The organism is Hymenobacter humi (assembly GCF_042665855.1).
Taxonomy (GTDB): domain Bacteria; phylum Bacteroidota; class Bacteroidia; order Cytophagales; family Hymenobacteraceae; genus Hymenobacter; species Hymenobacter humi.
In genome coordinates this window covers 3,776,631-3,803,220 of the sequence record NZ_JBHTEK010000001.1, presented here as the reverse complement: position 1 = coordinate 3,803,220, position 26,590 = coordinate 3,776,631, and the positions used below count along the sequence as shown (strand labels likewise).

The window sequence follows — 26,590 nt, the reverse complement described above, 5'->3', positions numbered from 1 at the left end:
TTAGGCGGTGATGTCGAGTGGGAAACCTCACCCCCGGCCCCGGTTCGCTTGAGTCGCGAAGCCCGCGGAGAGGGGAGCCATAGCACAAGGCTCAGCTCAATTTTTAAAACAGAAAGCCCCAGCTCAATTAAGCTGGGGCTTTCTGTTGAATGATTAACGTCAGGCTCCCTCTCTTTTGAAAGGCGCCGGGGGTGAGGTGCCCCGGCTGCGCACGGCCGGACGACTTCCGTCGAATTCCTAAACGGCTCTCAGTTGAGCTAAAAACTGACAACGAGCAACTAGCAACGAGCAACTATTTATGCTCCGCTACGCCGATGTTATCTTCAGCGTGCACCGGTACGGGCTTGCCCATCACGCGCAGGCTCAACTTCCATGTTGCCGCGGGTGCCAACCGAGTAGGGGCAGATTTTATGGGCCTGGCGCACCATGTCAATGGTTTTGGCCTCGTCGAACTTTTTCAGGTCCACGTCGAGCACGGCGCTCAGGCCGTACCCTTCGCCTTCCTGAAACAGCGTCACCGAACATTGTACCGAGCTTTCCTTGTCGAGCCGGTCGCCGGCCTTTTGGGCAATAACGAGCAGGGCCTGCTGAAAGCACGAGGCGTAGCCGGCGGCAAATAATTCTTCGGGGTTGGTGGCGCCTTTTTTACCGCCCAGGCCTTCGGGAACCGACATGTCGAGGTCGATGATGCCCGTGGCCGAGCGCACGTGGCCGCTGCGGCCGCCAACGGCCGAGGCGTCGGCCGTGTACAGATTCTTTTTCATAAATACTGCGTAGAGAGTGGGTGTTGTTAAAGAAAGAAGACTGCTGACTTAACTACTTTCGGGCCCGTTGGGTTGTGCGCCCGGCCGCGAAGCGGCGAGGAATTGTGGCCACAGATTTGGTCCCCCTCGCTTTTGAGGTTACTTTTGCAGTCCTATCCCGATTTGGTGATGTCGTACAACGGATAGTATGAGAGTTTCCGAAGCTCTTGATCTAGGTTCGATTCCTAGCATCACCACTGGAAAGCCCTCTCACATTGCGTGGGAGGGCTTTTGTTTTTTAAACGGGATTCCAGGGTGAAAACGGGCCACCAGCTATTTCTTGCCGGGGGCCGCCTGGAACTGCGCCAATGGCACTCCCAGGGTATCAGCGGGGTAGAGACTTAGGGTATTGCCGCGTATGCGATAGTGCTGCGCTTTGTTTAGGGCTTGTAAGAAGGCGACCTCGGCGGGGAGGTCGGGGCAGGCGCTGCGAGTCGTGGCCAGCGGGCCCAGCCGCAAGCGGCCCACCACCGGCGCGGTGTAAGGCCCCGAAAACTTATTGCAGCCCGCCCGGCCTTCGGCGCGGGCGCGGCCATCGTGCAATACCAGAAAGGGCGTTTGCTCCGTGAAAGCAGTCGGTTTGCCGTTGAGTTCGCTGAGCTCCCACCGGATGTCGCGCAAGGGTGCCGCCGTGGGCGCCGTATTATCGACGGCCGCGTCTACCGGGCCGCCCGTGGGCCGTTCGGCCAGGTCGTAGCTGCACGCCGTGGGCACGAGCAACACCACCGCGGCCCAACGCAAACAAGCAAGTGGCTTCATCTCAATCGAGGCTAGAATGAAACAGTTGGCTTGTTTACGTGAGCAAACTGGTTTGGTAGACAAGCACCTGCGCTAGCTCATCCACGGCTAACGGGGAGACAGGAGGAGGCGGACATCAACCGGGATTTTTGGCAAAATCTCTTGCCGGAGTTTGCTGCGGCAGGCTTCCCGCGGCTACGAGGCCGCGGCCACGGGCTTAGCAGCAGGAATTGAGCTGACCGCCCGGCGGCTCCGGAGCAGGTTAAACAGCGGGTGCTCCACCAGCTTGTACAAGGCAAACGAAACCAGGATGTAGCCCAGCAGCCGCACCCACACGTTGCCGCTGAGGTAGGCGCGGAATCCCTGGTCGATGATGCCGACATGAATCAGGTAAAAGATATAGGAGCTTTTGCCCAGCTGGTCAAACAGCTTGGTTTCCAGCAACCGGCGCAGCCAGGTGCGCTCGAGAACCAGCCCGGCGAAAAGCACCGCCACGGGCAAGCTGTAGGGCAGGTGCCAGGCCGTATCCACGGGCCAGTTAGTTTTTTTATCCCACAGATTGAGGCTGTAGAACAGCTGGAAGGCCAGCAACCCCGCTACCCCCGCCACCGTGAGCCACGGCCCCACCCGCGCTGCGGGGTGCCGCCGCAGCCAGATGGCCAGGGCCATGCCCGCGGCGAATTCTGACGCGCGCCCAAAGAAGGTAAACGCAAACAAGTGCTGGCCACCGGCCATGAAGCCCATGTAGCGGTAGGCGGGCAGAAGCTTGACGAGCAACACCCCAAGGCCCAGCAGCCCCACCACCCAGGGCACCAGCCGCCACGCCCGCTGGCGCACCGTGAGCAAAATGAGCGGCGCACACAGGTAGAACGTTTCTTCCACCGTCAGGCTCCAGGCGGTATAAACCCCCATAAATTGTAAGCGGTCGAAATAGGCACGCGTGAGCGTCAGGTTGGCGAACAGCGCGAAGAGCTTGTCGCGCGCGATGAGGGAATCCCACTGCTGCTGGTAGTCGTACCAGGTCCAGGGGCTGCCCACGTATTGAATCAGGGCAAACGTGACCACGGTGAGCAGCAGGTACATGGGGTAAATGCGTGCCACCCGGTTTTGCAGGTAGGTCCTGGCCCAGGCCCAGGCTGGGCTGGAGGCTGTCCTGGTAGCGGACGGTGATGAGAAAACCGCTGAGCACAAAAAAGATGGCTACGCCCGTGTCCCAGAACTGCACGAAAGTGGTCAGGGGCCCGGCGGAAGCCTCCTTTTCGCTGTAATGGAAAAAGAAAACCATGCCGGCGGCCAGGGCCCGGATACCGGTGAGGGCACCGAAGTATTGTTTGGAGGAGGAAGCCGTCACGGATGGAATGGGGCAATCGGAAAGCCTATGTTTCGGACAAACGCACTACTAAGTTTAATCATCAACGGCCACTTTTCGTCGGCAACAGTGGCGTAAAGCGGCCGGTGTTGCCGCGCTCTGGAAAGGCCGGAACCGGCCCGGCGAAAGTAGATTCATCAGCTCAATTGTTGGTAGAAACTGCTGGGCGAACGAGTCGGGCACAGGGGTCTGGCGCTGCCCGCTTCCGTGAGCTACCGGAAGTGGGCTTGAGGTGACTAACAGAGCCGGCGCCAGCGGTAGCGAAAACCATTCTGAAACATAGCGGTTAGCTATGTTGTGCTTTAACAATGAGATACACCCAATCGGGCTCAAAATACGTACAAGCATAAGTAGTTGAGTTAATTTCTTTTCACCCAATTTTCAGACAATGAACATCAAACCACTCTTCGCGACGCTTGCCCTGACAGTGGCATTTGCGGCCCCCGCTTTTGCTCAGGACGAAATGAAAACCAAGAGCGATGCCGAAAAGACCAAAACCAAGGCCGACGGCTCGACGACCAAAACCAAGATGGCCGACGATGGCAAGATGAAAGTCAAAGGCAAGTCGGATACGGGCGATAAGATGAAATCCAAAACCAAGCCCCGCAAGGGCGAAATGGGAATGGGCACTGACGCCACCGGCGGCAGCATGGGTACCTCCACCACGACTACTACTACCACTTCGACCACTGCCACCACCGGTGGGGTAATGGTAGGCGGCGCCATGATGACAGCCGACAAAGACATCGTAGATAACGCCGCCGGCAGCTCCGACCACACCACGCTGGTGGCCGCCGTAAAAGCCGCCGGCCTGGTAGAAACGCTGAAAAGCGCCGGCCCTTTCACGGTATTTGCCCCCACCAACGCGGCTTTCGACAAGCTGCCCGCTGGCACGGTAAACTCCCTGGTGACGCCCGAGATGAAGCCCACGCTCACCAAAATCCTCACTTACCACGTCGTGCCCGGCCGCCTCACCGCCGACCAGCTCACCAACGGCCAGGTGCTGACCACCGTGCAGGGCGAGCAGCTCACGGTGATGAAAAGCGCCAGCGGCGTGATGCTGAAAGACGCCAAAGGCGGCATGGCCACCGTGACCATCCCCAACGTCATTTCCAGCAACGGTGTCACCCACGTCATCGACACGGTGCTGATGCCCGCCAAATAGTTGAGCTAAAGCCGAGCTGGATAGCCCCCGGGTTGTCGGGCCAAGCCTTGGTATTCCTAAACAAAAATCCCCGCCAGACACATCTGGCGGGGATTTTTTGCAATAAATAGGGGCGTGACGGCCTGGATGCCTTATTCCAGCAGCAGGCGGCGGCCCACCGTGCTGCCATCGGCCAGGGTCAGGCGCACGGTGTACACGCCGGCCGGTAGGTAGGGCAGCACCAGTGTGGCCTGGCCAGACTGCGCCTTGGGCTGTTCCCACACGGTGCGCCCCACGGCGTCGAGCACGGCCGCGCGCGCAAAGCCGGGCCCGACAATGGTGACGCTGCCCCGCGCCGGGTTGGGGTAGAGGCTGTAGGCCGCGGCCTGGCGGGCTGCCGCCGTTGCGGTGGCCACGTTGTTGTTCATCACGGCGCGCATCATCAGGGCGCCGCGGCGGGCGGTGCCGCGCGGCACAAAGCTGACGGTATCCCAGGTGCCGGTGTTGTCGCGGCGCCAGAGGTGGGCCGGTGGGAAGCTGTTGTTCAGGTCGAGGCCGTAGTGCAGGTCGCGGCCCTGCGAGGGCTGCGAATAGCCCACGTAGAACGTTCCCGTGACGCGCACGGGCTGGTCGAAGGCGATTTCCACGTACTGACCGGCCCCGGAGGCTTGGGAAACGGGAATAACGACCGTCTTGGTGGCCAGGGCCGTAAGCGCGGGCTTGCCGCCGTTGTCTTCCCACACGTTGATGGTGACGGCCCGGCTGGCCTGGTCCGAGGCCGTGAACACCGGGTACAGGCGCAGGGCCCGCACGTAGTCGGGCCGGTTGAGGTCGATGCGATACGCAAACGCCGAGGCCTGGCCGGTGGAGTAAGGAATCAGCTGGGTGATGTTTTCGGCCGTGCCGTCGTCGTACGCATAGTAGTTGTTCAGCTCAACATCGCGCGAGATGGTGTCGTTGGAAAGCGTGTGCGGGTTGGTCTCCTGGGAGTTGAGGGCCAGGGTGTAGCGCATGGTTTTGGCCTCGGGCGTGGTGGGGATGGCCACCCGGTTGGGCGAGCCGAGGACGCTGTCTTGCCGCGGTACGGTGGTAAATTGCTTGGTCCGCTGGGCCCAGGTGCCCAGGGCCGCGCCATTGGGTGCCTGGCGCACTGTGCCTACCACCCCAATGGGCACGGGCAGCACCCCAGCGCTGAGGTTGCTCACGTTTACGCCCAGGCGGGTGGTGATTTCGCTGTTGGCCGGCGTGGCGGCATTGAACTGCCACACCGGCATGGCCGCATACCGGCGCAGCGGGCTATTCAAGCCGCCCGAGGGGTTGAGCCCTTTCAGGCCCGCACTGGTGGCAAAATCCACGAAGGTGGTGTCGGCCATGCCGCGGGCACGGCCCCGGTCCAGCACCACGTAGTCCACGCTGAAGCCGTCGCTGTTGTCGGAGCGGTTGCCGGTGGCCACAAACATGAACTGGAAGTCGCCATGCAGGTACTTGGCCTGATTAAGGTTGATGACTTCCTGGCGAAAAGCCGTGACCTGGTTAACGCTGCGATACACCCAGACCGACTCCCAAGCACCGCCACTCACTTTGGCGAAAAGCTCCAGCCGCACGGTGGTGTTGCCGATGTTGCGGTTGGGGGCACCTACGATGCTGCCGGCCTGCCAGGCGAAGCTCAGGTACACCTGGTCGTTCACCGAAAGGCCGCTGAGGTTGATGGGCTGTGACACCAGCGAGTCGAGGGTGCCGTAGGAGCTGGCCACGGTGCCGCTGTAGCTGCGGCCGCTGGCCCGTAGGCCGTCGAGCGTGGCGGCCCCGCGCGTGAGGGGCTGCACCGCGAGGCGGTTGCTCACCAAGGCGCCGCCGGTGGGCAGCCAGTTCTGGACTTTGGGAGCGCCTTCGAGGGGGAGGTAAAATCGTCGAAGAAGGGCAAGGCGACCGACGCCGTACCCCGCCGCTGCGTGAGGGTGCGCTCGCGCGCCGCCGGGGCAAATACCGCCCGGGCGGGGTCGGCAGAAAGCGGGAGGGAGGGTGCCACCTGGGCCGGGGCCGCGCCGGCTCCCAGCAGCAGGGCCGGCAGCACCAGGCGGCGATACGTGCGGAAGAGTGTCATCATAGAAACCGGGTTTACGAACCTAACGACGGCGGTAGAAAAAATAGTGCGGAAGCCAAAAGCGGTGCCTTGCGCCCCGGGCCGCCAGAATAAATCCTATACGGCCGGGAAACGCAAAGCACCGCTTGGCGCTGCTCCATTACGGATTACTTCGCCACCCAGATGTCGACCAGCTGGCCCATGCGGATGGTGGCATCGGGGCCGGCCAGCGGGCGCTGGCGCACCACCGTGCCGGGCACCTGGCCGTCTTCGGCGGCCTGCTCAAACACTTCGCCTTTTTGCAGGCCCTGGCCGATGAGCAGGGTGATGGCTTCGTCCTCGGGCATGTTCACGAGGTTGGGCACGGGGAAGGTCTGGTTGCCCTGGCCGTCGCCCACCACGAGGTCTACCTTGGTGCCTTTGGCAATGGGGGCGCCGGGCGCAATCTCCTTGCCGTTGACCAACTGCTTGAGCACGGCATTCTGCGCCAAATCGGGCACCAGGCTGAATCTGGCCCACCACGAGGTCGTAGCTCTTGAGGATGAGCATGGCGTTTTTGGAGGAGCCGTCGGTGAGCTTGGGCATCTTAATCACCGGCGGGTTTTTCATGCTCACCTGCAGGTAAATTTTGCGGCCTTCCTTCACCTTCTCGCCCGGGGCGGGGTCCTGCACCAGCACCGTAAACGGCCGGATGTTGGGGCTGTAGCTGGAGTCGTCCACGAAGTAGTTCAGGTTGCGCTCTTCGAGGTAGTTTTCCAGGTCGGCCACGTTCATGCCCGTCACCTTGGGCACCGTGATGGTTTCGCCGTGGTGGGTGCTCATGGGCAGGTACACGTAGAAAAAGCCCAGCACGAGCAGCCCGCCCGCCACCGCAATAAGAAGCAGGTGCTTGAAGACGTCGAGTGGGGTGTCAGCTTTTAGGAATGCCATTGTATGAAAACTAGCTGGAAGCTATGTGAGATAATGAAAGAACGTCATGTCGAGCACAGCCGAGACATCTTGCGTGCAATAACTAATTAGTTACCCCGAGCAAGATGTCTCGGCTGCGCTCGACATGACGGTTAGGCGTTGACTTGCGCTCTCTCCACCCGCGCCTTGCCGAACTCCAGAATCCGGTCGATAAACTGGTAGGGCGTGTAGCCGGCCAGAGCGGTTTGGTGGAAAATACAGGTGGCGGGCGTCATGCCGGGTAGGGAGTTGACTTCGATAATCAGCACCTCCACCTGGCCGTGCTGGCGCACGCGCACAAACGCGTCGATGCGGGCGTAGCCTTGAATGTCGAGCACCTCGGCCACGCGGTGCAGCACTGCCTTCACCTCGTCGGAGATGCGCTGGCGCTCGGCGGGGTCAGAGGCATAGCGGGCGGGGGTAATGTTCTGGCCTTCGCCGGCCAGAAACTTCTCCTCCAGGCTCAGCACCTCGCCGGTAGCCAGGGCCTCGCTGGCCTCGAACACTTCAATCTTGAGCTGACCCTGCTCGTCATAAGACGTGAGCAGGCCCCCCGTGATTTCCAGGAAGTGCGCGGCGCCGTCGCGACTGATGAGGGTTTCGACCAGGAAGGCATCCTTGCGCGGAAACTCCTCTTTGAAGCCCAGGCTGAGTACTGCGGCCGGACCCGAGAGCAAGTCTTCTTCGGTGCGAAAAATCAACTGGCTAAACGCTTCCAGCTCCAGCCGATTCTTGATTTTCTTCACCGCCGAAGAGCAGCCGTCGTCGGCAGGCTTGGCGATGAAGGGGTAAGCGAATTGGGCTTCGAGCGAGCGGTAGAAGCTTTCGGCGTCGGCCTGCCACTCCAGCTTGCTGGCCATGCGGTGCTCGGCCACCAGCAGGCCGGCTTCGCGCAGGCGCTTGTTGGTTTCGAACTTGTTGATGGTGACGCTGCTGCTAGCCACGCCCGAGCCGTTGTAGGGCAAGCGGAGCTTCTCGAGCTGTTGCTGCAGGGCGCCGTCTTCGCCGGGCCGGCCGTGCAGGGCAATGAACACCTCATCAGCCAGTTGAGCCAACTCTTCGAAGGAAATGCGGCGCGGCAAAGCCAGAGCCTGGCCTGCGTAGGTGCTGGTAATCACGCTGGCCTCGCGGCGGATGCGCTCCAGAATGGGGTGCGGGGCCTCGCCGGCTTCGGCGTGCTCAATTTTCTCGCGGATGTCGTCGGCGTTGTCCTTCAGCATCACGTTCACGGGCAGCACGTAGAGGCGGTGCTCGTCGGCCGAGCCGGTGAGGAACACCGGCACCGGCGCGTACTTGGCCGAGGAACTGAGCTTCTCGTAGATGTTGCGGCCGCTTTCCACCGAAATGTGGCGCTCCGACGAGTAGCCGCCCATTATCACGGCCACGCGGATACGCTCGGTGGCTTCGTGCTGGCGGCCGGCTACGGCTTCATCCAGCTTGGCCAGCAGTTGAGCCAATTTCACCGGGCGCAGACCGGCGCGGCGCCGCGCGGCCAGCGATGTGCGGATGAGGTAGGTGAGGAACTGCGAAGGATTTAGCCCAATTTCGGCCGCCTGGTGGAAGAAGAACGACGCCGGCAGCATGCCCGAAGTAGTGTTCGGGTCGTTCAGAAACAGCTTGCCATCGTGGCCCACGAAGCCATCCAAACGGGCATACACCTGAAAACCGAACGTGCGGAACATCTCCTCGCAGGCCTCGCGGATTTCCTGAATCTTCGCCTCCGGCAAATCAATTGGCGTGACCTTGCGGGCCAGGCCGGGCAGGTACTTCGAGCGGTAGTCGAACATCTCCTCGCCCTTCACAATCTCGGTGGGGGGCAGGGCTAGGGGAGGCCGTTGGGGTCTTCCACCACAATGCAGCTAAACTCGCGGCCGGCCACGAAGCTCTCCACCAGCACTTGGGTTTCGCCGTCCACGTTGGTCAGGAGCACCTGTTCGGCGCTTTCCAGCCGCTCGTTGAGGGCGAATAGCAGGGTTTCGGGGTGGTAGATGATGGTTTCTGGTTGCTGGTTGCTGGTTGCTGGTTGGTCGTCGTTTAAACCAGAAACCAGAGACGAGGAACCAGAAACCACCACCGGCAGGCCAATGCCCTCGCGGATGTCCGTGAGGTGCTGCACCCAGGCCAGCTTGTCCTGCTCGCCGAGGCGCTGCCACTCTTCGCGGGTCACGCGTTTGCGGAACAGGCTGCGCTCGATGGCGGCCTCAAACTTGGCCAGGTTATCGGTTTTGAGGATGCTCACGCCGATGCTCGAGCCCTGGCGCGGCGCCTTGAGCACCAGCGGCAAGCCCAACTCGCGCACCAGGTAGGCGAGCGTGGCCGCGTGGTCGGTGGTGTCCCATTCTTCGGCCTTGATGACGCGGAAACTGGGCGTAGGCCGGTTTAGGGCGTGCAGCAGGTTTTTCTGCGCGATTTTATCAATGCCGAAGGCCGAGGGTAGAATGCCCGAGCCCGAGTACGGGATGCCCAGCCACTCGAGCATCCCCTGGATGGCGCCGTCTTCGCCACCTGGCCCGTGCAGGGCCAGAAACGCGAAGTCCATGAGCTGCGGCAGCTCCTGCGCTTTCACCTCGCGGCCCACCTTGGCAATGGCGTGGAACCGCTCCTCGTGGCTCAATTCGCCCAGGCTTTCGATGTACACCTGCAGGTGGTGCACCGAGGCCGGCTGCGACTCCACGGGCGGGTAAAAGTCCCGAATGGTGCCCTTGTAAATAAACTGCCAGTCGAGCAGAATAAACTGCCCGAGGCTATCCACGAAGATGGGCACCGGTTGGAACAGGGCCTTATCTAAATTATCAAAGACGGTGCGGCCGCCGGCGAAAGAAATTTCCCGCTCGCGCGAAGTGCCCCCGAAAAAAATGCCGATTTTCATAAGTACCGCAAAGGTAAGGATAAGGTGAGGGGTTGAGATTGGCCTTCGCCGAATTGTAGCCCAGGATTGAACGACCAACTCCCCTCCTTATTTAAGGAGGGGATGTTGCCGCGCTCGCGGCAACGGGGGTGGTTGAGTCGTTGAACGACACCCGCACGATTTCAGCCCAACTCGTTCTGGAATCGTTCAACGAGGGTAACCACCCCAGTCCGAGCTAAAGCTCGAACATCCCCTCCTTAAAAAAGGAGGGGAGTTTTCGTTCTACTTTGCGGGCTCAAACCACATTTTCAGCTTCCCATGAACACCCTCGATACCTACAATTTTGCCGGCAAGCGCGCCGTGATGCGCGTCGATTTCAACGTGCCACTCGACAAGGACCTACGCATTACCGACGACACCCGCATTCGCATGGCCACCCGCTCGGTGATGAAAATCCTGAACGACGGCGGCTCGGTGGTATTGCTTTCGCACCTGGGTCGGCCCAAGGGTGGGTACGAGAAAAAGTATTCGTTGGAAAGCCTCGTGGCGCGCCTCTCGCAGGAGTATGGCCGCGAGGTGCAGTGGGGCGGCGATGTGCTCGGTGCCGAAGCCGCGCAGCGAGCCGCGGCCCTGCAGCCCGGTCAGGTGCTGCTGCTCGACAACGTGCGCTTCTACAAGGAGGAAGAAGGCGGCGACCCCGCTTTTGCCGCCAAGCTGGCTCAACTCGGTAACGTCTACGTGAACGACGCCTTCGGCACGGCCCACCGGGCGCACGCCTCCACGGCCATCGTGGCCAGGCTCGTTTGCCCCGCAGGACCGGGTGGGCGGCTACCTGCTGCAGTCGGAGCTTGACAACGCCAAGAAAGTACTGGAGAATGCCGAGCGGCCCTTTACCGCCATCATGGGTGGCGCCAAGATTTCCGATAAGATTCTCATCATCGAAAAGCTGCTCGATAAGGTCGATAACCTACTCATTGGCGGCGGCATGGCATACACGTTTTCGGTGGCCGAAAACGGCCACGTGGGCAGCTCCCTGCTCGAAGCTGACAAAGTGGACCTGGCCCGGGAGCTCATCCAAAAGCCAAGGCCAAGGGCGTGAACCTGGTGCTTCCCACCGACTCGCTCATCGCCGACCGCTTTGCCAACGACGCCAACGTCGAAGTGGCCGGCAACCACCACATCCCCGATGGCTGGATGGGCCTCGACCTGGGCCCCGACAGCCGCGAAACCTTCGCCGAAATCATCCGCAACAGCAAAACCATCTTGTGGAACGGCCCCATGGGCGTGTTTGAGATGAGCAATTTCTCGCTCGGCACCGAGTTTGTAGCCCGCGCCATTGCCGAGGCCACGGCCAACGGCGCCTACTCCCTCATCGGCGGCGGCGACTCGGCGGCCGCTGTTCAGCAGATGGGCTTTGGCGAGCAGGTGAGCTACATCAGCACGGGCGGCGGCGCGCTGCTCGAGTACATGGAAGGCAAGGAGCTGCCCGGCGTGGTGGCCCTGGGCTAGCTCAACTTCGGCTGAAAAGTGAAAAAGCCCCGGCTGCACAGGCAGCCGGGGCTTTTTTGTTAATAGACTGGCGCATCAGGCCTTTTTCTCCAGCAGGCGCAGCAGCTCGTCGGCGGCGTTTTCGATGTCCTGGTAACCCTGCTGGGCGGCTCGCTCTTTAGCGGCAATCAGGCCGTCGCGGTGCACGGTTTTGAAGTCGCCGTAGGGGAATTTGTAGCGGCCCTTGGAGTCTTCGCCCTTGGTCATGTCGAGGCCCAGGTGCCAGTTGCCGTACTCCTCGATTTTATGCTGCTCAAGAAAGGCGTTTTCCTGGTCCGAGTCGGGGTTGTGTTCGCCCCAATGGCCTTCGTCGTTCTTGATTTTGCCTTCTCGAATAAGGCGGCGGGCGTAGGTAACGGCGGCTGGGTTGAGGGAGGTGCTCATGAGAAAGGGTGGTTGGTGGACCAGCAGAAGTACGGAGCCCCACCCCCGGGTTTCTAGCGCCCAGCTTACCCCAAATGGCCTATTCCTGCCTCGCGGAGGCTCCGGCGCTACAGCTTGCTCTGCCGAATCAGGCCCCGGTAGATGCGCAGCAGCAGCGGCTGCGCTGCCCCCAGGCGGTAGAGCAGCGTGAGCAGAAAAAACACGCCCTGCAGCCGGAAAACCCCGTTTTCGCGGTACTTACGGGCCGAGGTGAGGACCGTGGCCGGCAGCACACGCAGGCGGGCGTGCCGGAGCAGCCGCCCGATGATTTCCTGGTCTTCCATGATAATCAGGTCCTCGCGGTAGCCGCCGGCTTGCTCAAGCACCCTTTTGGTCACAAACAGGCTCTGGTCGCCGAAGCGGACGGCCGCCACGTTGAAGCGCGTAAACCAGGCATTGGCCTGCAAAAACCAGTGTCGCTCGTCAAAAGCCAGGCGGAAACAGCCGCAGCCATAGCCCGCCGCTACGGCCGCCCGGATGTGATGTAGAAAGCCCACGGGCGGCAGCGTGTCGGCGTGCAGGAAATACAGGATGCTGCCTCGGGCGGCCCGGGCCCCGCAGTTGGTGGGCCGCCCGGCCTTTGCGGGGGCAGGCCAGCACGCGGGCGCCGGCCTGCCGGGCCAGCTCAGCGGTAGCATCGGTGCTGTGGCCGTCGGCTACGATGATTTCCACGGCAGCATCGGTGGCGGCGCCGGCGTGGTGCAGGTGCTTGAGCAGCGTGACTATGGCGTCCGCCTCGTTATAGGTGGGGATGATGATGCTCACCAGGGCCAGCGTTTCGGTCGGGCTGGTGGTGAGTGGCATCATGGTGTATTGGAAATGGGATTTGTTGGGCTGGGAGTGGGGAGGCAACGTCTGTCATGCTGAGCTTGCCGAAGCATCTCGCGCGCCGGAACCTCACCCCTGACCCCCTCTCCAAAAAGAGGGGGCACCGGTTCTGCGCAAACGTAGCGCGGACTCTGTAGTCCGCGTCCGCGCCAACGATACGCGGACTACAAAGTCCGCGCTACACTCGGCTGGCTCCCCTATCCTGGGGAGAGGAGCCGGGGGTAAGGTTCCACCGAGCGCGATGCTGCGCGCTGCATGAAGTTCAATTTATTTTACGGAGAGACTCTTAATTCAAATAAGGCGACTCCAGCTCCTGGCCCATGCTTTTGAGCGTGTCGGTGGTGCGGCGGCCGGTGAGGCGGGTGCTCAGGGCCTGGGCTTCGCGGGCGCTGAGCACGTTGAGCTCGCGCAGCCAGGCCACGCGGCGCAGCTGTGGCTCAATCATGCCCAGGGGGTTTACCTGGCCGTACTCGTCGCGCAGGTAGGTTTTGGTGCGGCGCTCCAGCTCGGCGACCAAGGCACGGAACTGCTTGCGCTGCCAGGGCCGGCCAGCCAGCGTGACCGCCAGGTGCGCGGTTTGCAGCCGGAAGGTGCACCACTGCTGCTCGAAGCGAATCCACATGGCCAGGGCATTCACGCCCACAATCACCCACCAGGCATACAGTTGGAAGCCGGCCTCGCCGGTGGCCAGCCAGGTACGCCAGGGCCCGTAGCCCAGAAACACCAGCAGCACGCCCGTGAGCAGCAGTTGGTTGGTGGGGATGTGGCGGTGCTCGCCGGACTTCACCGGCAGGATTTCCTCGTAAGGGACTTCGGTTTCGAGCGTGGCCACGCCCTGCGGGTTGCGTTTGCAGACGTACAGGCTCTCGGCCCGCAAGGCAACTTGCGTGGTGCCCAGAAAAAGCTGTTTTTGAGTAAAAATCATTCGAAAGAAAAAGCGGCAAACAGCCGGCGCAACAACAGAAAAAAGGTAACGGAGAACGGGTAGGTTGAGCTAATTAAAGTCACTCTCCTTCGCGGTCTGTCATGCTGAGCTGCGCGAAGTATCTTATCGCCGCGGAACGAATCGTTGAGGCGTGAGAAGATGCTTCACAAGCTCAGCATGACAAACCAGCGCTACTTGAACGGACTCGGGGTAAAGCAAAGAACAAAAATAGCCACCATCACCCAGCCCAATAATTTGCGGCCGGGGCTGAGGGGCCGCTCGTCGGGCGCGGGCGGGTGGTAGATGCCAGTGAGGCGGCCGAGCAGGAGCCCGAAAATCAGCCAGCCCGGATTGCCGGAAATGCCCGGCGCGGCCACCGCAAACGCCAGCTGCCCGGCCCACACGCTGGCGGCCAGCAGCAGCCCCTGGCGGGGCGTGGGCATTATCCGCCAGAAGATGAGCCCCAGGTACAGGGCATAGACGGGCCCGAAGTAAAGCCATGTTTCCCCGTCGGTCTGGAGCGAAAACATGCCCAGACCAGCGTAGAAAATGAAGCCCAGAAACAGCCACAAGGCCAGCCGGTTGAAGCGGCGCCGGCCCATGAGGCCGTAGAGGATGTGGCCCCCGTCGAGCTGGCCCATGGGCAGCAGGTTGAGCGCCGTGAAAAACAAACTGAGCGCGCCGGCCAGCAGCACAGGGTAGTGCATCAGGCTCGTTGGGGTGGGGCAGCCGGGCCGCGTTGGCAAAGGTGCTTTCGAGGAACTGGTAGAGCAAGGGCTTGGCCAGGGTGATGCCTTCCTGGCCGGGCGGGTACACGTAGCGGGCGTAGTCGGCCCCGTACTGCGCGTACTCGGGGTGCACTTTAAACAGGTACTCCTCCAGCGGCGGCAGTGTGAGGAAGCCGTAGATGAGCAGGGGCACCGCCACCACAAAGCCCGCCAGCGGCCCCGCCAGCCCAATATCGAAAAACTCCCGCCGCGAAAAATCCGGTCCTTGATGCGGATGATGGCCCCGAACGTGCCCAGCCCCAACGGAAACGGAATGTAGTAGGGCAGCGTGGCCCGCACCCGGTTGTGCCGCGCCGTGAAGTAGTGCCCGAACTCGTGCACCGTGAGCACCCCCAGAAACGGCAGCGCAAACCACAGGCCGCGCGCCAGGCTCGGCACTCAGGGCCGCCCCGCGCAGCGCAAACACGTCGAGCGGCAGAAACCCCACATCGCCGCGCGTGAGCTGAATGCCCGCGAGCGTGGTGGTGACCAGCGTAACCAGAAACAGCCCAATGTGCACCACCGCCTGGCGGGTCGGCGAGGCTCGGGCCGCTCGAAGCGCCGGAACAGGTGCCGGGCCCGGGCGCGCTCCCGGTTCTGGCGCAGGGAGTCGAGCGCGGGGGTGGGAGCGGAGTGGGGCCCGCGCGCAAAATCAGGGTCAGGAACGGGCAGGGGCGTATTCTCGGGGAAAGGCACGGATGGCTTCGGGCAGGGCAGTGGTGAGGGTAAGGGGCGGGGCCAGGTGCAGCACCTGCAGCCCCAGGCGCCGGGCCGTGGCCACGTGCTGCGGACTGTCTTCAATGAACAACGTATCCGCCGCCTGCCAGTTCATTTCGTTTAGGGCGTACCGGAAGATTTCCTCGCCGGGCTTGCGGAACCCCACTTCCTGGGAATAAAAAACGCGGTCGAGCACGTCGGCAATGCCGTTCCGGAAGCCGTATTTGGTGGCCAGGCGCTGGTTGATTTCGGCGATGTGCAAGGCGTTGGTGTTGCTGAGCAATGCCGTTTGGTGGCCTTGCCTGCGCAGCTCGCCAATCAGGGCCAGGCGCTCGGCCGGTACGTCGAGCAGCATGGCGTGCCAGGCGGCGTCGAGCTCGGCATCGGTGGCGTCGAGGTCGTAGGCTTCGCGCAGCCCGGCCCGAAACTCGGCCGGGGAGAGCTTGCCCGTTTCAAACAGGTCAAAGAGTTCAGCCTGTTGGGCTTGCGAGAATGCGATGGTGCTGCCGGCCCGGCTCAGGCGGCGCATGGCGGCGGGAGTGGCCTCGTAATCAATGTCGATGATGACACCGCCAAAGTCGAATAACAGATGAGGTAGCATGGGTTGGCTTGTTTTTCCGTGGGCGAAGGTCGTACTTTTGTCGTGTTGGAGGGCCGGCAACGGCAAGGGTTGAGGTGAAAGATGACTGCCTCCGGCACCGGGCCTATAGCTCAATCGGTTAGAGCAGCTGACTCATAATCAGCAGGTCACTGGTTCGATTCCAGTTGGGCCCACAAAAAAGCCCCTCGCGCTATCGCGAGGGGCTTTTTTAATGAGTTGCACCCCTTTTGCACCCCAATTACTAAAGCGGGTAAGGGTTCGGTGAGAAAGAATGTCGTGCTGTCCCCACTAGACCGTCATGCTGAGCTTGTCGAAGCATCTCTCCGGGGAACCTCACCCCCGGCCCCTCTCCAACAGAGAGGGGCGGCTGACGGTCTGTAGCGCGGACTGTGTAGTCCGCGTCCCGACGTCCGTTTGATAAAGACCATTCCGGACGCGGACTACACAGTCCGCGCTACACTCGCGCATCCTTGGCTCCCCTCTCCCCAAGGAGAGGGGCCGGGGTGAGGCCAATCGAGTATACGGACCTTGAAGCCGCGCTAAACCGGCTAACCTTGAAATGCCGTTGGTAACCAACGGAGAGCTTTTCCGGCCCTCAGCCCCGGTTTGACGTACTCGACCAGTCTGGACTTAAGTCCCGGAACAAATCGTATGGCCACGCAACCAGCAGGGAAAACCCGAAAACACCACCGCGACATCGTCGTTATCGGCGCCTCCGCGGGCGGGGTTACGGCGCTGCTCGAACTGGTAAAAACCCTGCCGGCAGATTTTCCGGCGCCCATTTTTGTGGTGCAGCACTTGGCCGCCGACAGCCCCAGCATTCTACCGCAGCTGCTCGATTCGGTGTCGGCGCTGCAGGCCCGGCACCCGAAAAGCGGCGAGGTGGTAGAGCCCGGCGTGATTTACGTGGCCGAGCCCGACCACCACTTGCTGCTGGAAGGCGACCAGGTGCTGATGATGCGCGGCCCGAAGGAAAACCGCTTCCGCCCGTCCATCGACGCGCTGTTTCGCTCGGCGGCCTACACCTACGGCCCCCGGGTGATAGGCGTGGTGCTCACCGGCTACCTCGACGACGGCACGTCCGGGCTCTGGAGCGTGCAGCGCATGGGCGGGCTGGCCGTGGTGCAAGACCCGCACGACGCGCAGCAGCCAGCCATGCCCACCAACGCGCTGGAGTTTGTGGCGGCCGACCACATTGTGCCGCTCTCGGAGCCGGGCTCGCTGCTTGTGCGCCTGACCGGCGAGCCGGCCCCCGCCAAGACCCGCCTGCCCGCCGCCGAGCTCGACCTGCTCAAAGTTGAGCTCACCATTGCCAAGCAGGGCGGCGGCTTCGAGCTGGGCATCATCGACCGGGGCAAGCTCACGCCCTTCACCTGCCCCGACTGCCACGGTGCCCTTACCCAGCTCATCGAGGGCAAGCTCATTCGCTACCGCTGCCACACCGGCCACGCCTACACCGTGAGCGCGCTGCTGAGCGAAGTGACCGAATCGGTAGAGAGCATGCTCTACATGTCGATGCGCGGGCTGGAAGAAACCAAAATGCTGCTCCAGAACCTGGGCAACCACTTCGAGCAAGACCAGCAGGATGCCGTGGCCCGCCTATTCTTCCGCAAAGCTGACGAAACCGGCAAGCAGGCCCGCGTGTTGCACGATTCCATCATCAAGCACGAGGCGATGAGTGGCGACCTGCAGTTTTACAAAAGAAATTGGGCTGACAGCAATTGAGCTAACCCAAGTGAGCTAACCCAAGCCGGCCTGCCGCCGCTACGCTTCGCTGAAATGGGCCTGCAGCACTTCCTCCACTTTTTGGGCGGTCAGGGGCTTGGTCAGGAGGCCGGCCACGGGCAGGGCGGCCAGCCGCTGCAGGTCGCGCGGGTGCAGCGAGGTGGTGAGCATGATGATGACCCGCTTCTGCGGCAGCTTCAGGTGCTGGTGGGCCTCCAGAAATTCCAGGCCGTTCATCACCGGCATGTTGATGTCGATAAAAATGAGCACCGGGCAGGTATGACTGGGTTCGGCGCACTCGGCGGCCAGCACGTCCAGGGCTTCGCGGCCGTTGCGGGCCACGCGCACCAGGTCGGCAACGGCTAATTTCTCCAGCAGGCGGCGGTTGAGGTAGTTGGTGGTGGTATCGTCGTCGACCAGAAGGGCGCAGTGGAGCTTTGGCATAGTAGCGGCGGCGGAAAGTGAGCGAAACGGCAGCAGGCGCCAGGGCGAGCAGCAGCGGTATACGGAAAAGCTCAACCTTACGTCCAACAGGCGGGCCGGTTCCGCGCTAAAATTCCGCAGCGCGGCCACACCCCGGCCGGTGCGGGCAGGGCCTGGATTTGACATAAATCAAGGCCGGAATTGAGCCATCTCATTTTTTTTGAGTTGGTTGTAAGCGATATTTAGATGGGATAAACAGAACCTGAGCGAGGTGGCAAACGAGGCCTGGTCCTGTTGCGCGCCGCGCGCCTGCGCCAGCTCAAGTAAGCTGCTTGCCCCGCTCGCCATGATGTCTTCCATTGTTGTCCTGACCGATTCTGTGGCCCACCCCAACCGGGGCCTTGCCTACGCGGCAGAGCTGGCCGGGCCCTTGCAGGCGCAGGCGGTGCTGCTGCACGTGCGCTACGACGAGCTGCTCTCGCACCAGGAATACGTCTCCAACCACTCCACCCGGCGGGCCGACGAAGAGCGCAAGCAGGCCCTGAGCGCCCTGGCCGAAAGCCAGCCGGTGCCGGCCGAAGTCGAGATTTCCGAGGACTTCCTCTCCGACGCCGTGGCGGCCTCGGTGCGCCAGCACCAGTCGCAGCCTGGTGGTGCTGAGCCGGCCCCCGGCCACGGCCATGCCCACCGAGGTGGTGACCCGCGTGGTGGAAGACATGCTGCGCCAGGTGCACCTGCCGCTGCTGGTGGTGCCCGCCGAGGGGCCGGCTCCGGTGGCGTTGCACCAGGCTGGTGCTGGCCGTGGACAGCAACGAGCGGCTTTGCCCGAAAACGTCAAGGTGATTGACAAGCTGCTCGGCGAGCTGCACTGCAAGCTGGCCATCATGCACGTTTCGCGGGCCGAAAGCCACTCGGAGGCCGCCGGACGCCGGGCCGTGTACGAGGTGCGCCGCAGCGGCCTGGCCGCCCTGCCCGAAGAGGAAACCGCCCACCTCGTGTGCAATGCCGATGCCGCCACCGGCATCCTGCAGGGGGCCGACGAGCCTGGAGGCCGACGTGCTGGTAGTCATTGCCCGCCCGCACAGCGTGCTGGGCAGCTTATTGCACCGCAGCGTGACGGCCGAGGTCATCAAAAAAGCACCATCCCGGTGCTGGTGCTCCCCGCCCTGAACTAGCGTATTTATTGGGCGGTTTCTGCCTGGGCCGCTGGCTTGGAGCGTGTTTGCGTTAGAGCAATTTCGGGGTTAGTGTCTGTACCCGTTCAGCGGGGCTACCCCACCCCGGCCCCTCCCCGGTGGGGAGGGGCCGGGGGTGGGTCTACGTGTCCTGCCCGATTAATATGAGGTAGAGACGCAATATTTTGCGTCTTGTCGTTGAACGACACCCATGTGGCGCGGACAAGGGGACGCAAAATGTTGCGTCTCTACTTCGTGCTAGCCAACTCAACCCGCTCATAGAGAGCCAGCGCGGTTCACGCGTGGGTGCTGGCTACTGGGGGCTGTCGCCTGGCCGGGGCTTGGGGCGGTTGAGCCGGGGTTGGGCTGGTTTGCCGGCTCTTCGGCTGGAGGCCATCGAGGGGCAGGGCGGAGGCGAGCAGGGCGGCGTGTGGGTCGGAGTCGTAGGCCACCGGCACGGGGTATTGCCCCCAGTGGTAGTCAACGGAGCCATCGGCATTGGGCACCACCAGGCTCGGGGCCATCCAGTGGCTCGCGGGCCAGCAGGGCAAAAAGCGCCACCACCCCCGAGCCCACGTGCATGCACCCGAAGCCCAGCGCGATGTGCCAGAATGGCACGGGCAGCACCTGGGCCGGCACCACCAGCAGGTAGAAGAGGTAGTAGGCCTTGCTCACAAACGCGCCCACCCAGTGCACCGCCGGGTGGTGGGCATAAAAATGCTGGCTTTTTTCGCGCTCGTAGTACTTAAAATCCCGAAAGAGAGCCCAGAACAGCACATAAAACGGGTACAACACGCGCATGTGCCGGCGCTGGTATAGCTGCCCGCCCCGGGTGGTGGTGAAGGGCGTGACGTGGACCAGGATGTACGGCGAGGCATCAGGCTCTCCGGCCGGCGCCTCGGCAGCGGGGGAGGGCGCAGGGTGTGCTCGTAGTGGTCCCAGAAGCCGTGGCCATCTACCAGGTGGGCGCCGCGCCGAAGCACGGCCCTGACCCACGGCCGGGGCGTGAACGAGATGCCGCGTGCGGCATCGTGCACGATGCTCATGGCGGCCCGCATCAGGAAGGCCCCCATGAAGAACCACAGCAGCAGAAACACGCCCAGCGGGAGCGCCACCAGCAGCAGGACGCCGTACGTAAGCCCAAAAAGGAGCGTAAAAAACGCGGTTTTTACAACGGCGGCGGGGGTGGCATACCGGTTCAGGCCGTGCGCTTCGAAGTACACATTTGCGCGGTGCTCGACGGTGTGGTACAACCTGGTCACCGACTCGGGGAGAAATCGGATGGTATTCATGGTTGTAACAGCTTATGGGTAAGAAATGCAGCCCGAAATCGCAACGCCCTAAAGATGAGAAAAGGTGCGCTACGGTTGCCGCAACCCAAGCAAAAGCGAAAAAAACGTAGCTGCACCACGTACCGTTCGCGCCGTTGAGCAGGCCTTTGCACGGCTCAGAAAAGATACCACCATCCGAAGCGGAACACTAATTGACCGCTAAGACTCCCGTTATTAATTTCTGCTGGTTCTGCCCCCGGGCGCGACTGTCCGGCTCGGGTCGGCGGTTTCTGCCAAAGCAGAAGCGTTGCTAGGAAATGAAATTAATTTTTACTAACTTATTCTCTTATTATTGCAATTACTGCTCTGCAGCAATCCCATGAGCACGCCCAGTGCACAGGTGCGGTTTTTCCAGCAGGTGAAGACCCAATTGCTTCCCCACCAGTCGCTGGTGGAGGAAGTGGCCGAGGTGCTGGGCCTGAGCATCGACAGCGCCTACCGGCGCATTCGGGGCGAAAAAGCCATCAATCTGGCCGAGGTGCAGAAAGTTGGGCTGCATTTTCACGTCTCCATCGACCAGTTTTTGTTTCCCCAGACCGAGGCCATCCTCTTCACGGGGCGGCAGCCGCTGCAGGACGAGCACCCCCTGGAGCAGTGGCTGGCCGACATGGAGCAGCAGCTGCAGCGCATTGGCAGCTTTGCCGCGGCGCACGTCTACTTCATTGTCAAGGACATTCCCCCGTTTTACCACTTCCTGTTTCCGGAGCTGGCCGAGTTCAAGTTTTACTTCTGGATGAAGTCCATCCTGCACGACGACAAGCTGCGCGGGGTCAAGTTCAGGCTCGGCGACGAGCGGTACCAGCGGCTGCGCGAGGCCAGCCAGCGCACGGCCGCGCTCTACCAGCGCGTGCCCACCACCGAAATCTGGAACGTGGAGAGCCTGAACAGCACGCTGCGCCAAATCAACTTTTTCAAGGAGTTCGAGGCCTTCGAGTCCGACGACGACGTGCACCTGCTCTACGCCCGGGTAGGGGAGCTCATCGACTACCTGGAGGCGCAGGCCGAGCGCGGCACCAAGTTCGTTCTTGGGCAGGAGCCGCGGGCTGCCGGCCCCGCCTACCGCCTGTTTATCAACGAGCTAATTCTGGGCGACAACACGTTTGCCGCCGATTTGGGCAGCACCCGCCTTACGTTTCTCAACCACAGCGTGCTCTACTTCGTGGGCACGCGCGACGAAGGATTCAACAGCTTTATGTTTGCCAACCTCGACAACCTGATGAAGAAGTCCACGCTCATCAGCGGGAGCGGGGAGAAAGAAAGAACCCATTTTTTTAACAGCCTGCGCCACCTCCTGCACGCCCAAAGCCTGGCCCTGCCTTAGCCACCGCTGGCCCGCGCCCAGCCCAACCGCCCCCGAGCATGGACTACCTGCGTCTAGTACCTGCCGCTTGGCGCCTTCGGTTTCCCCTGGCTACGGAGAAGGAATTTATTGACTATTACAACGTTACCACGCTGAGCGCGGTGCGCATCGCCCTGGCGGTGGGGGTTGTGCTGTTCGCGTTGTTTGGGGTGCTCGACCTGTACTCGGCCCCGCTCTCCACCTCCACGGCCTGGTTTTACCGGTTTGCGGTGGGCTGCCCGGCCATCTTCGTGGCGCTGGTTTTCAGCTACATCACCCCGCTGCGGGCCTTCCTGCAAGTGGTGATGAGCGCCATGTGCCTGGTGGCCGGCCTGGCGGTGATACTTATAATCAAGCACACCCAGCCCAGCGAGCCTGGCCTACGACCACTACTATGTGGGGCTGATTATCATCATGATGTTTACGGGCTCGTGGGTGCGGCTGCGGTTCTGGCACGCGCTGGTGGCCCACACCATCATCAACGGCGCCTACTTCGTGCTCATTTTCCACGACCGCGACATTGCCCAGGACCGGCTGATGCTCATCAACAACGCCGTGTTTCTGGTGTCGGCCTACTTCGTGGCGTCCCTCACGGGCTACATCTTTGAGGTAGACAGCCGCATCGATTTTCTGCAGTGGAAGACCATCGACGCCGAAAAGAACATCTCCAACGCCCAGCGTGCCGAGCTGGCCGAGCAGGCCGCCCAGGCTGGCGCACACCATTGGCGTGCTCCGGGAAACGCAGGCCCACCTGGTGCAGCGCGAGAAGATGGCGGCCCTGGGCGAGCTCACGGCCGGCGTGGCCCACGAAATCCAGAACCCGCTCAACTTCGTGAAAAACTTTGCCGAAGTGAGCAAGGAGATGGTGGAGGAGGTGCAGCAGGTGCTGGCCGATGAGCACCTCACCGACCTGGCCGCGGCCGCGGTGCAAAGCCTGCTGCACGACCTGGGCGACATGCAGCAGAAAATCGGGCAGCACAGCCTGCGGGCCGATGCCATCGTGAAAGGCATGCTGGAGCACTCCCGCAGCAGCGCCGGCAGCCACCAGGCTCACCGACCTCAACCACCTGGCCGAAGAGGCCCTGCGCCTGAGCTACCACAACCGCCAGGTGCTCGAGCCGGGCTTCACCGCCGTGCTCACCACCGATTTCGACCCGCACCTGGGCCTGGTAAAAGTGGTGTCGTCGGACATTCGCCGCGTCTTGATTAACCTGTTCACCAATGCCTTGTATGCCCTGGCTCAACGCAAGCACCAGCTGGGCAGCGACTACACCCCGCAGCTGCGCGTGGTGACGAAGCGCCGCGCGAAGTACATCGAAATCCGGGTGCGGGACAACGGCCCCGGCATGAGCCCCGAGGTGCAGCAAAAGGTGTTTCAGCCGTTTTTCACGACCAAGCCTCCCGGCGAAGGAACGGGCCTGGGCCTGTCGTTGAGCCACGACATTGTGGCCACGGGCCACGGCGGCACCCTCACGGTGGCTTCGGAAGAGGGCAAGTATGCCGAGTTCTGCTTGGCGCTGCCGGTGAAGTAAGTCAGCGGTTTTGCCGGGCCAGGGCCTGGTAGGCGGCCCTTCAAAACAACGCCCTCACCGCATTGCGCAGCCCAGCCGGGCGTTGCAATGCAGTGAGGGCGTTGTTGAGCCAATAATCTGAGGCTGTCCCCTTATTTGCCGAGTACCAGCTTTTGGGTGAGCACGTTGTGGTCGGTCACCAGGCGCAGCACGTAGAGGCCCTGGCTCAGGCCATTGGCTTCCAGCGTAATGCGTTGCGGCGTGCCGGCTACGCCCTGCCCGGTATAAAGCTGCCGCACGAGCTTGCCTTGCAAATCGTAGACGGCGAGGCTGACCTTGCCCGTTGCTGCCAGGTTAAATTGTATAGTTGCTCGCTGGGTAAACGGATTCGGGAAAGCCAGCAGGCTCGGTGGCCGTGCTGCCTGCCTTAGTGGCTGCCGCACCTGGCCCGGCAGTTAGGTTGCTCGCGAGGCCGGTCGCGGCGGAGTAGGGAATCAGGTTAGCGCCGGGGATGGGCTCCTGGCGGGTGCCGTCGGGCAGGGTCCAGGCCACGGCCAGGTAGCCCGGGCCCCAGTTCTGCTTGTGCAGGGCCTCGATGTAGTAGCGCTGGCCGGCCTGCAGCTGAATCGTGGCCGAGCGCTGGCTGGGGTAGCGGGTGAAGTCGCGGTTGGAGCTGGTCCAGCCCGAGCAGGAGGCGATGCGCACCATGCGGGCCGGGTCGGCGTCGGTGCTCAGGAAGAGCTCGGCGTCGTCGTCGCCCACGATGGCGAAGGTGTAGGCCCCGCTTTGGGGCGGGCAGACGAAGCCGCGCAGGCGGGCGCCGTAGTTGTAGGCGCTCTGGGCGGGGGATTCGAACGAGGTGACGGTGCTGCTGCTGGTCGGGGCGCTGCCCAGGGGCAGGGCGGCGATGCCGGTGGCCGAGACGTTGTCCCACTGCTCGCGCGAGAGGCTGCCCGTGCCCGAGCACGCCGTTGGGGGCGAGGGTGGGGGAGGCGTGGTTCCGTCAAGGACAAAGGGCGAAAGCTGGCTGCCGGCAATGGGCTCCTGCCGGGTTCCGTCGGGCAGGGTCCAGGACACAGCCAGATAGCTGGGACCCCAGCTCTGCTTGTGCAGGGCTTCGATGTAGTAGCGCTGACCCGCTTGCAGCTGCACGGGAGCCGATTGCTGACTGGGGTAGCGGGTGAAGTCGCGGTTAGACGAAGTCCAGCCAACACACGAAGCGATGCGGACTTTGCGGCTGGGGTCAGCATCGGTGCTGAGGTACAGTTCGGCCGCGTCGTCGCCGACGATGGAAAAGGTATAGGCGCCGCTTTGCGGGGCGCAGACATAACCGCGCAGGCGCTCGGCGTGGTTATAAGTGGCCTGCGCGGTAGTCTCAAACTGCGTGAGCGGGCCACTGCTACTGGCCGGCAGGGAGAGTGGAATATCGGCCACGGCAGCGCCGGGCACGTCGTTCCACTCTTCGCGCAGCAGCGAACCCGTAGCCGAGCAAACGCTGACCGGAGGAGTAACCGGAGGAATGACCGGGGAGCTGCCGAAGTGGTCATGAAGAAAGCCGGGACCTCGCTCAGCGCAATGTTTTGGGCTGAACTGACGGCTTTGCTGCCCGATAGCGAATAGTCCCACTCGTACCGCTCCAGGCCGCCCAAGTTCAGGGCGCTGGGGAAGCTGTAGGTGGCGCTGGCCTGCTCCACGTTGTCGACCAGGGCCTTGGCCCAGAGCACGTACACGTACTGGCCGTCTTTGGCAAAAGCCGCGCCGTCCACGTTAGTGGGCAAGGCCAGGGCTGCCGTGCGGGCAGCATCGTAGCGGTAGCCGTACAGCAGCTTGGACGTGGTGGCAAAGGCGCGGCCCAGCTGCACCAGCTTGGTGGCGCCGGGGGCGTCGCGCTGCAGGTTTTCATACAGGCCCATCAAGCCCAGGCTCGTCTTCGCCCGACACCACGGTGCCGGCAGCCGGGGCATTCACGGTCTCGCCAATGGAGTACAGGTAGAACTGCTTGATGTCGTTTTTCTGAATGAGCACCAGCGCTTTGATGCCAAAGTTGCGCTGGTACTCATCGGAGCCCACCCGGTCGTCGGACGTGCGGCGGCTCACGTTGGACTCGCTCAGGGTCAGGAACTTGGCGGGGTGTTTGGTGCCGTTGTAGCCGTACTTGTTGAGCACAGCCACCATCTGGTTTTTGTCCTCGATGATTTTGTTGGCCGAATAGTCCGACGTGCGAGTATAGCGGAAGCCCCCGATGGCATTGTCCCAGTAGTGCAGCGAATAGTTCGGGTACACGTGGTAGCTCAACACGTCGAAGTAGGCCCCGCCGGTGCGCGCGTAGGCGGCCGTGGCGGCGCCGCCGTCGGGGTTATCGGTGTAGCGCAGCAGGGCGTCCACGTATTCCGGATAGCCCACGCTGGTCGACACGTACGCTTCGGGGTGGTATTTCTTCACCACTTCGTAGGTGATGCGCAGCATCCGGATGTAGTGGTAGAAGGGGGCCTGCGTGTTCACTTGCTCGGCCGGGGTAGGGGCCCGCGTGAGCCAGGGCGCGGCGCTGGCGCCGTTGGCAAAATCGGGCTCGTTGAGCACTTCCCAGAAGCGCACTTTGTCGCCATACACCTGCAGCAGCTTGTAGACGTACCGGGCGTAGTAGTTATTGTCGTTTACGGTGCCGTCGGGGTTCCAGATGGGCTCGTACATGTTGGCAAACAGCTTCGAGGGGCCCGTGGCGCCGGGGTACACGGTCCAGTCGGCGTGGGCATTCGAGGGCTTTTCGATGAAGCAGGTCAGCTCCTTCATCCCCAGCTCGTTGACGTAGGTGTTGAACGTGTTCTGGCGAATGGTGTAGCCGTAGTTCTCCACAAACCATTCGGGCAGGGTGGGGCGCAGCGAGTGCCCACCGGCCTGCTGCAGCAGGCCCGCCAGGCTTTCGTCGTTCCAGTTGGTGCCGTAGTAGCCCACGTTGGCGCCGTATTGGAAGGGTTCGGTGTAGGGCCGAACGTATTCATCGGCCGTTTGCGCCGTGGCCGGCAGTCCCGAGAGGCCCACCCAAAACATCGTTAGCGAGATGACTCTTCTGAAAATATGTTTCATTTAATAGGAAGTAAAATGAGTACAAATAATGGGGGTTCGAGGGTGGTTAAATTGTAAGTATTAGGATGTTAAAATGTATTTTATTGCTGTTGAGCTTACTCTTTCGACATAGCTGAACTTAGAAAGGAATTAGCCCGACTCTAGCATATTTGCATTTTATTCGTCAAACAATCATAAATAAACTCGAAAGTATAATATTTATGCATGGCTAATTCGGATAATATTTTACTAGATAAATGTTAATATTCTTACCCGATTAA

32 protein-coding genes, 2 tRNA genes and 1 pseudogene are annotated in these 26,590 nt (G+C 62.2%); 12 read left to right on the top strand and 23 right to left on the bottom strand.

What is annotated here, in order from left to right:
* Positions 1-323: 323 nt before the first annotated feature.
* Positions 324-764 (bottom strand): Ohr family peroxiredoxin, encoded by a 441-nt coding sequence (locus ACFQT0_RS21385; RefSeq protein WP_380205124.1) that lies wholly within the window; start codon positions 762-764, stop codon positions 324-326.
* Positions 765-928: 164 nt separating this feature from the next.
* On the opposite strand from ACFQT0_RS21385, the gene ACFQT0_RS21380 reads away from it, so the two are divergent.
* Positions 929-1,000, top strand: a tRNA-Arg gene (locus tag ACFQT0_RS21380).
* Positions 1,001-1,076: 76 nt separating this feature from the next.
* On the opposite strand, the gene ACFQT0_RS21375 is transcribed toward ACFQT0_RS21380, so the two are convergent.
* Complete coding sequence (locus tag ACFQT0_RS21375; protein ID WP_380205123.1) at positions 1,077-1,562, bottom strand: META domain-containing protein; 486 nt, start codon at positions 1,560-1,562, stop codon at positions 1,077-1,079.
* Positions 1,563-1,736: 174 nt separating this feature from the next.
* Positions 1,737-2,732: an acyltransferase family protein gene (locus ACFQT0_RS21370; RefSeq protein WP_380205122.1), complete on the bottom strand. Its 996-nt coding sequence runs from the start codon at positions 2,730-2,732 to the stop codon at positions 1,737-1,739.
* 827 nt (positions 2,733-3,559) lie between these two features.
* On the opposite strand from ACFQT0_RS21370, the gene ACFQT0_RS21365 reads away from it, so the two are divergent.
* On the top strand, positions 3,560-4,075 hold the full coding sequence (locus ACFQT0_RS21365) for a fasciclin domain-containing protein (protein WP_380206095.1): 516 nt from the start codon (positions 3,560-3,562) through the stop codon (positions 4,073-4,075).
* 131 nt (positions 4,076-4,206) lie between these two features.
* Here ACFQT0_RS21365 and ACFQT0_RS21360 read toward each other — a convergent pair whose 3' ends face one another.
* The 6 genes from ACFQT0_RS21360 to ACFQT0_RS21335 all read right to left on the bottom strand — a co-directional run bounded on the left by ACFQT0_RS21360 (position 4,207) and on the right by ACFQT0_RS21335 (position 9,954).
* Positions 4,207-5,898, bottom strand: coding sequence for a T9SS type A sorting domain-containing protein (locus tag ACFQT0_RS21360; protein ID WP_380205121.1), 1,692 nt, complete (start codon positions 5,896-5,898; stop codon positions 4,207-4,209).
* On the bottom strand, positions 5,895-6,161 hold the full coding sequence (locus ACFQT0_RS21355) for a hypothetical protein (RefSeq protein WP_380205120.1): 267 nt from the start codon (positions 6,159-6,161) through the stop codon (positions 5,895-5,897). The genes ACFQT0_RS21360 and ACFQT0_RS21355 overlap by 4 nt, the downstream gene beginning before the upstream one ends.
* Before the next feature lie 143 nt (positions 6,162-6,304).
* Positions 6,305-6,484 (bottom strand): PASTA domain-containing protein, encoded by a 180-nt coding sequence (locus ACFQT0_RS21350; protein ID WP_380205119.1) that lies wholly within the window; start codon positions 6,482-6,484, stop codon positions 6,305-6,307.
* Positions 6,420-7,067 (bottom strand): PASTA domain-containing protein, encoded by a 648-nt coding sequence (locus tag ACFQT0_RS21345; protein WP_380205118.1) that lies wholly within the window; start codon positions 7,065-7,067, stop codon positions 6,420-6,422. Before ACFQT0_RS21345 ends, ACFQT0_RS21350 begins: the two co-directional genes overlap by 65 nt.
* Positions 7,068-7,198: 131 nt before the next feature.
* A complete protein-coding gene (locus ACFQT0_RS21340) occupies positions 7,199-8,887 on the bottom strand; it encodes a hypothetical protein (RefSeq protein ID WP_380205117.1) in 1,689 nt (562 codons plus the stop codon).
* A 20-nt stretch (positions 8,888-8,907) separates the two neighbouring features.
* A complete protein-coding gene (locus ACFQT0_RS21335; protein ID WP_380205116.1) occupies positions 8,908-9,954 on the bottom strand; it encodes a D-alanine--D-alanine ligase family protein in 1,047 nt (348 codons plus the stop codon).
* Between the two features lie 297 nt (positions 9,955-10,251).
* On the opposite strand from ACFQT0_RS21335, the pseudogene ACFQT0_RS21330 reads away from it, so the two are divergent.
* Positions 10,252-11,442, top strand: a pseudogene (locus tag ACFQT0_RS21330) (phosphoglycerate kinase).
* Between the two features lie 75 nt (positions 11,443-11,517).
* Here ACFQT0_RS21330 and ACFQT0_RS21325 read toward each other — a convergent pair.
* The 7 genes from ACFQT0_RS21325 to ACFQT0_RS21295 all read right to left on the bottom strand — a co-directional run bounded on the left by ACFQT0_RS21325 (position 11,518) and on the right by ACFQT0_RS21295 (position 15,742).
* Positions 11,518-11,865 (bottom strand): hypothetical protein, encoded by a 348-nt coding sequence (locus ACFQT0_RS21325; RefSeq protein WP_380205115.1) that lies wholly within the window; start codon positions 11,863-11,865, stop codon positions 11,518-11,520.
* A 107-nt stretch (positions 11,866-11,972) separates the two neighbouring features.
* On the bottom strand, positions 11,973-12,401 hold the full coding sequence (locus ACFQT0_RS21320) for a hypothetical protein (protein ID WP_380205114.1): 429 nt from the start codon (positions 12,399-12,401) through the stop codon (positions 11,973-11,975).
* Positions 12,328-12,711, bottom strand: a complete 384-nt coding sequence (locus tag ACFQT0_RS21315) for a glycosyltransferase (protein ID WP_380205113.1) — start codon at positions 12,709-12,711, stop codon at positions 12,328-12,330. The genes ACFQT0_RS21320 and ACFQT0_RS21315 overlap by 74 nt, the downstream gene beginning before the upstream one ends.
* A 307-nt stretch (positions 12,712-13,018) precedes the next feature.
* Positions 13,019-13,657 carry a hypothetical protein gene (locus ACFQT0_RS21310; RefSeq protein WP_380205112.1) on the bottom strand — a complete coding sequence of 213 codons (639 nt, stop codon included), beginning with the start codon at positions 13,655-13,657 and terminating at the stop codon, positions 13,019-13,021.
* A 191-nt stretch (positions 13,658-13,848) separates the two neighbouring features.
* On the bottom strand, positions 13,849-14,823 hold the full coding sequence (locus tag ACFQT0_RS21305; RefSeq protein ID WP_380205111.1) for a site-2 protease family protein: 975 nt from the start codon (positions 14,821-14,823) through the stop codon (positions 13,849-13,851).
* Positions 14,824-15,120 (bottom strand): hypothetical protein, encoded by a 297-nt coding sequence (locus ACFQT0_RS21300; RefSeq protein WP_380205110.1) that lies wholly within the window; start codon positions 15,118-15,120, stop codon positions 14,824-14,826.
* A complete protein-coding gene (locus tag ACFQT0_RS21295; RefSeq protein ID WP_380205109.1) occupies positions 15,083-15,742 on the bottom strand; it encodes an HAD family hydrolase in 660 nt (219 codons plus the stop codon). Before ACFQT0_RS21295 ends, ACFQT0_RS21300 begins: the two co-directional genes overlap by 38 nt.
* 99 nt (positions 15,743-15,841) lie before the next feature.
* On the opposite strand from ACFQT0_RS21295, the gene ACFQT0_RS21290 reads away from it, so the two are divergent.
* Both ACFQT0_RS21290 and ACFQT0_RS21285 read left to right on the top strand, forming a co-directional pair.
* Positions 15,842-15,915: transfer RNA gene (locus tag ACFQT0_RS21290), tRNA-Ile, on the top strand.
* Between the two features lie 478 nt (positions 15,916-16,393).
* Positions 16,394-17,467: a chemotaxis protein CheB gene (locus tag ACFQT0_RS21285; RefSeq protein WP_380205108.1), complete on the top strand. Its 1,074-nt coding sequence runs from the start codon at positions 16,394-16,396 to the stop codon at positions 17,465-17,467.
* A 39-nt stretch (positions 17,468-17,506) separates the two neighbouring features.
* Here ACFQT0_RS21285 and ACFQT0_RS21280 read toward each other — a convergent pair whose 3' ends face one another.
* Together ACFQT0_RS21280 and ACFQT0_RS21275 are read right to left on the bottom strand one after the other, a co-directional pair.
* Positions 17,507-17,911: a response regulator gene (locus ACFQT0_RS21280; protein WP_380205107.1), complete on the bottom strand. Its 405-nt coding sequence runs from the start codon at positions 17,909-17,911 to the stop codon at positions 17,507-17,509.
* Positions 17,912-18,079: 168 nt separating this feature from the next.
* On the bottom strand, positions 18,080-18,250 hold the full coding sequence (locus ACFQT0_RS21275; protein ID WP_380205106.1) for a hypothetical protein: 171 nt from the start codon (positions 18,248-18,250) through the stop codon (positions 18,080-18,082).
* A 19-nt stretch (positions 18,251-18,269) separates the two neighbouring features.
* Here ACFQT0_RS21275 and ACFQT0_RS21270 point away from each other — a divergent pair, with 19 nt between their 5' ends.
* Together ACFQT0_RS21270 and ACFQT0_RS21265 are read left to right on the top strand one after the other, a co-directional pair.
* On the top strand, positions 18,270-18,737 hold the full coding sequence (locus ACFQT0_RS21270; protein ID WP_380205105.1) for a hypothetical protein: 468 nt from the start codon (positions 18,270-18,272) through the stop codon (positions 18,735-18,737).
* Positions 18,730-19,065, top strand: coding sequence for a hypothetical protein (locus tag ACFQT0_RS21265; RefSeq protein WP_380205104.1), 336 nt, complete (start codon positions 18,730-18,732; stop codon positions 19,063-19,065). The genes ACFQT0_RS21270 and ACFQT0_RS21265 overlap by 8 nt, the downstream gene beginning before the upstream one ends.
* Before the next feature lie 296 nt (positions 19,066-19,361).
* Here the strand turns inward: ACFQT0_RS21265 and ACFQT0_RS21260 are convergent, their stop codons facing one another.
* A complete protein-coding gene (locus ACFQT0_RS21260) occupies positions 19,362-19,589 on the bottom strand; it encodes a hypothetical protein (protein ID WP_380205103.1) in 228 nt (75 codons plus the stop codon).
* Positions 19,546-20,061, bottom strand: coding sequence for a hypothetical protein (locus ACFQT0_RS21255; RefSeq protein WP_380205102.1), 516 nt, complete (start codon positions 20,059-20,061; stop codon positions 19,546-19,548). Before ACFQT0_RS21255 ends, ACFQT0_RS21260 begins: the two co-directional genes overlap by 44 nt.
* 35 nt (positions 20,062-20,096) lie before the next feature.
* Here ACFQT0_RS21255 and ACFQT0_RS21250 point away from each other — a divergent pair, with 35 nt between their 5' ends.
* The 5 genes from ACFQT0_RS21250 (at position 20,097) to ACFQT0_RS21230 (ending at position 23,267) form a co-directional block, all read left to right on the top strand.
* The gene (locus tag ACFQT0_RS21250) at positions 20,097-20,495 is read left to right on the top strand and encodes a hypothetical protein (protein ID WP_380205101.1); all 399 of its coding nucleotides are present in this window, start codon (positions 20,097-20,099) and stop codon (positions 20,493-20,495) included.
* A gap of 220 nt (positions 20,496-20,715) precedes the next feature.
* Positions 20,716-21,717 carry a helix-turn-helix domain-containing protein gene (locus ACFQT0_RS21245; protein ID WP_380205100.1) on the top strand — a complete coding sequence of 334 codons (1,002 nt, stop codon included), beginning with the start codon at positions 20,716-20,718 and terminating at the stop codon, positions 21,715-21,717.
* 38 nt (positions 21,718-21,755) lie between these two features.
* Complete coding sequence (locus ACFQT0_RS21240; RefSeq protein WP_380205099.1) at positions 21,756-22,343, top strand: hypothetical protein; 588 nt, start codon at positions 21,756-21,758, stop codon at positions 22,341-22,343.
* A 224-nt stretch (positions 22,344-22,567) separates the two neighbouring features.
* Entirely contained in the window at positions 22,568-22,945 is a 378-nt protein-coding gene (locus tag ACFQT0_RS21235) for a hypothetical protein (protein ID WP_380205098.1), read from the top strand.
* Positions 22,869-23,267, top strand: a complete 399-nt coding sequence (locus ACFQT0_RS21230) for a sensor histidine kinase (protein WP_380205097.1) — start codon at positions 22,869-22,871, stop codon at positions 23,265-23,267. Before ACFQT0_RS21235 ends, ACFQT0_RS21230 begins: the two co-directional genes overlap by 77 nt.
* 131 nt (positions 23,268-23,398) lie before the next feature.
* On the opposite strand, the gene ACFQT0_RS21225 is transcribed toward ACFQT0_RS21230, so the two are convergent.
* From ACFQT0_RS21225 to ACFQT0_RS21215, 3 genes are all read right to left on the bottom strand, one after another.
* Complete coding sequence (locus tag ACFQT0_RS21225) at positions 23,399-23,689, bottom strand: T9SS type A sorting domain-containing protein (protein WP_380205096.1); 291 nt, start codon at positions 23,687-23,689, stop codon at positions 23,399-23,401.
* A complete protein-coding gene (locus tag ACFQT0_RS21220) occupies positions 23,601-24,872 on the bottom strand; it encodes a PA14 domain-containing protein (protein WP_380205095.1) in 1,272 nt (423 codons plus the stop codon). Before ACFQT0_RS21220 ends, ACFQT0_RS21225 begins: the two co-directional genes overlap by 89 nt.
* A 273-nt stretch (positions 24,873-25,145) precedes the next feature.
* Complete coding sequence (locus ACFQT0_RS21215; RefSeq protein WP_380205094.1) at positions 25,146-26,330, bottom strand: family 1 glycosylhydrolase; 1,185 nt, start codon at positions 26,328-26,330, stop codon at positions 25,146-25,148.
* Positions 26,331-26,590 lie beyond the last annotated feature (260 nt).

Bases quoted from the DNA above. Each gene is read 5' to 3' on its own strand.
- ACFQT0_RS21385 (WP_380205124.1), bottom strand. From the start codon at position 764: ATGAAAAAGAATCTGTACACGGCCGACGCCTCGGCCGTTGGCGGCCGC.
- ACFQT0_RS21375 (WP_380205123.1), bottom strand. From the start codon at position 1,562: ATGAAGCCACTTGCTTGTTTGCGTTGGGCCGCGGTGGTGTTGCTCGTG.
- ACFQT0_RS21365 (WP_380206095.1), top strand. From the start codon at position 3,560: ATGGGTACCTCCACCACGACTACTACTACCACTTCGACCACTGCCACC.
- ACFQT0_RS21355 (WP_380205120.1), bottom strand. From the start codon at position 6,161: ATGATGACACTCTTCCGCACGTATCGCCGCCTGGTGCTGCCGGCCCTG.
- ACFQT0_RS21350 (WP_380205119.1), bottom strand. From the start codon at position 6,484: ATGCCCGAGGACGAAGCCATCACCCTGCTCATCGGCCAGGGCCTGCAA.
- ACFQT0_RS21345 (WP_380205118.1), bottom strand. From the start codon at position 7,067: ATGGCATTCCTAAAAGCTGACACCCCACTCGACGTCTTCAAGCACCTG.
- ACFQT0_RS21335 (WP_380205116.1), bottom strand. From the start codon at position 9,954: ATGAAAATCGGCATTTTTTTCGGGGGCACTTCGCGCGAGCGGGAAATT.
- ACFQT0_RS21325 (WP_380205115.1), bottom strand. From the start codon at position 11,865: ATGAGCACCTCCCTCAACCCAGCCGCCGTTACCTACGCCCGCCGCCTT.
- ACFQT0_RS21315 (WP_380205113.1), bottom strand. From the start codon at position 12,711: ATGATGCCACTCACCACCAGCCCGACCGAAACGCTGGCCCTGGTGAGC.
- ACFQT0_RS21310 (WP_380205112.1), bottom strand. From the start codon at position 13,657: ATGATTTTTACTCAAAAACAGCTTTTTCTGGGCACCACGCAAGTTGCC.
- ACFQT0_RS21295 (WP_380205109.1), bottom strand. From the start codon at position 15,742: ATGCTACCTCATCTGTTATTCGACTTTGGCGGTGTCATCATCGACATT.
- ACFQT0_RS21285 (WP_380205108.1), top strand. From the start codon at position 16,394: ATGGCCACGCAACCAGCAGGGAAAACCCGAAAACACCACCGCGACATC.
- ACFQT0_RS21280 (WP_380205107.1), bottom strand. From the start codon at position 17,911: ATGCCAAAGCTCCACTGCGCCCTTCTGGTCGACGACGATACCACCACC.
- ACFQT0_RS21275 (WP_380205106.1), bottom strand. From the start codon at position 18,250: ATGGAAGACATCATGGCGAGCGGGGCAAGCAGCTTACTTGAGCTGGCG.
- ACFQT0_RS21260 (WP_380205103.1), bottom strand. From the start codon at position 19,589: ATGGCCCCGAGCCTGGTGGTGCCCAATGCCGATGGCTCCGTTGACTAC.
- ACFQT0_RS21245 (WP_380205100.1), top strand. From the start codon at position 20,716: ATGAGCACGCCCAGTGCACAGGTGCGGTTTTTCCAGCAGGTGAAGACC.
- ACFQT0_RS21240 (WP_380205099.1), top strand. From the start codon at position 21,756: ATGGACTACCTGCGTCTAGTACCTGCCGCTTGGCGCCTTCGGTTTCCC.
- ACFQT0_RS21215 (WP_380205094.1), bottom strand. From the start codon at position 26,330: ATGAAACATATTTTCAGAAGAGTCATCTCGCTAACGATGTTTTGGGTG.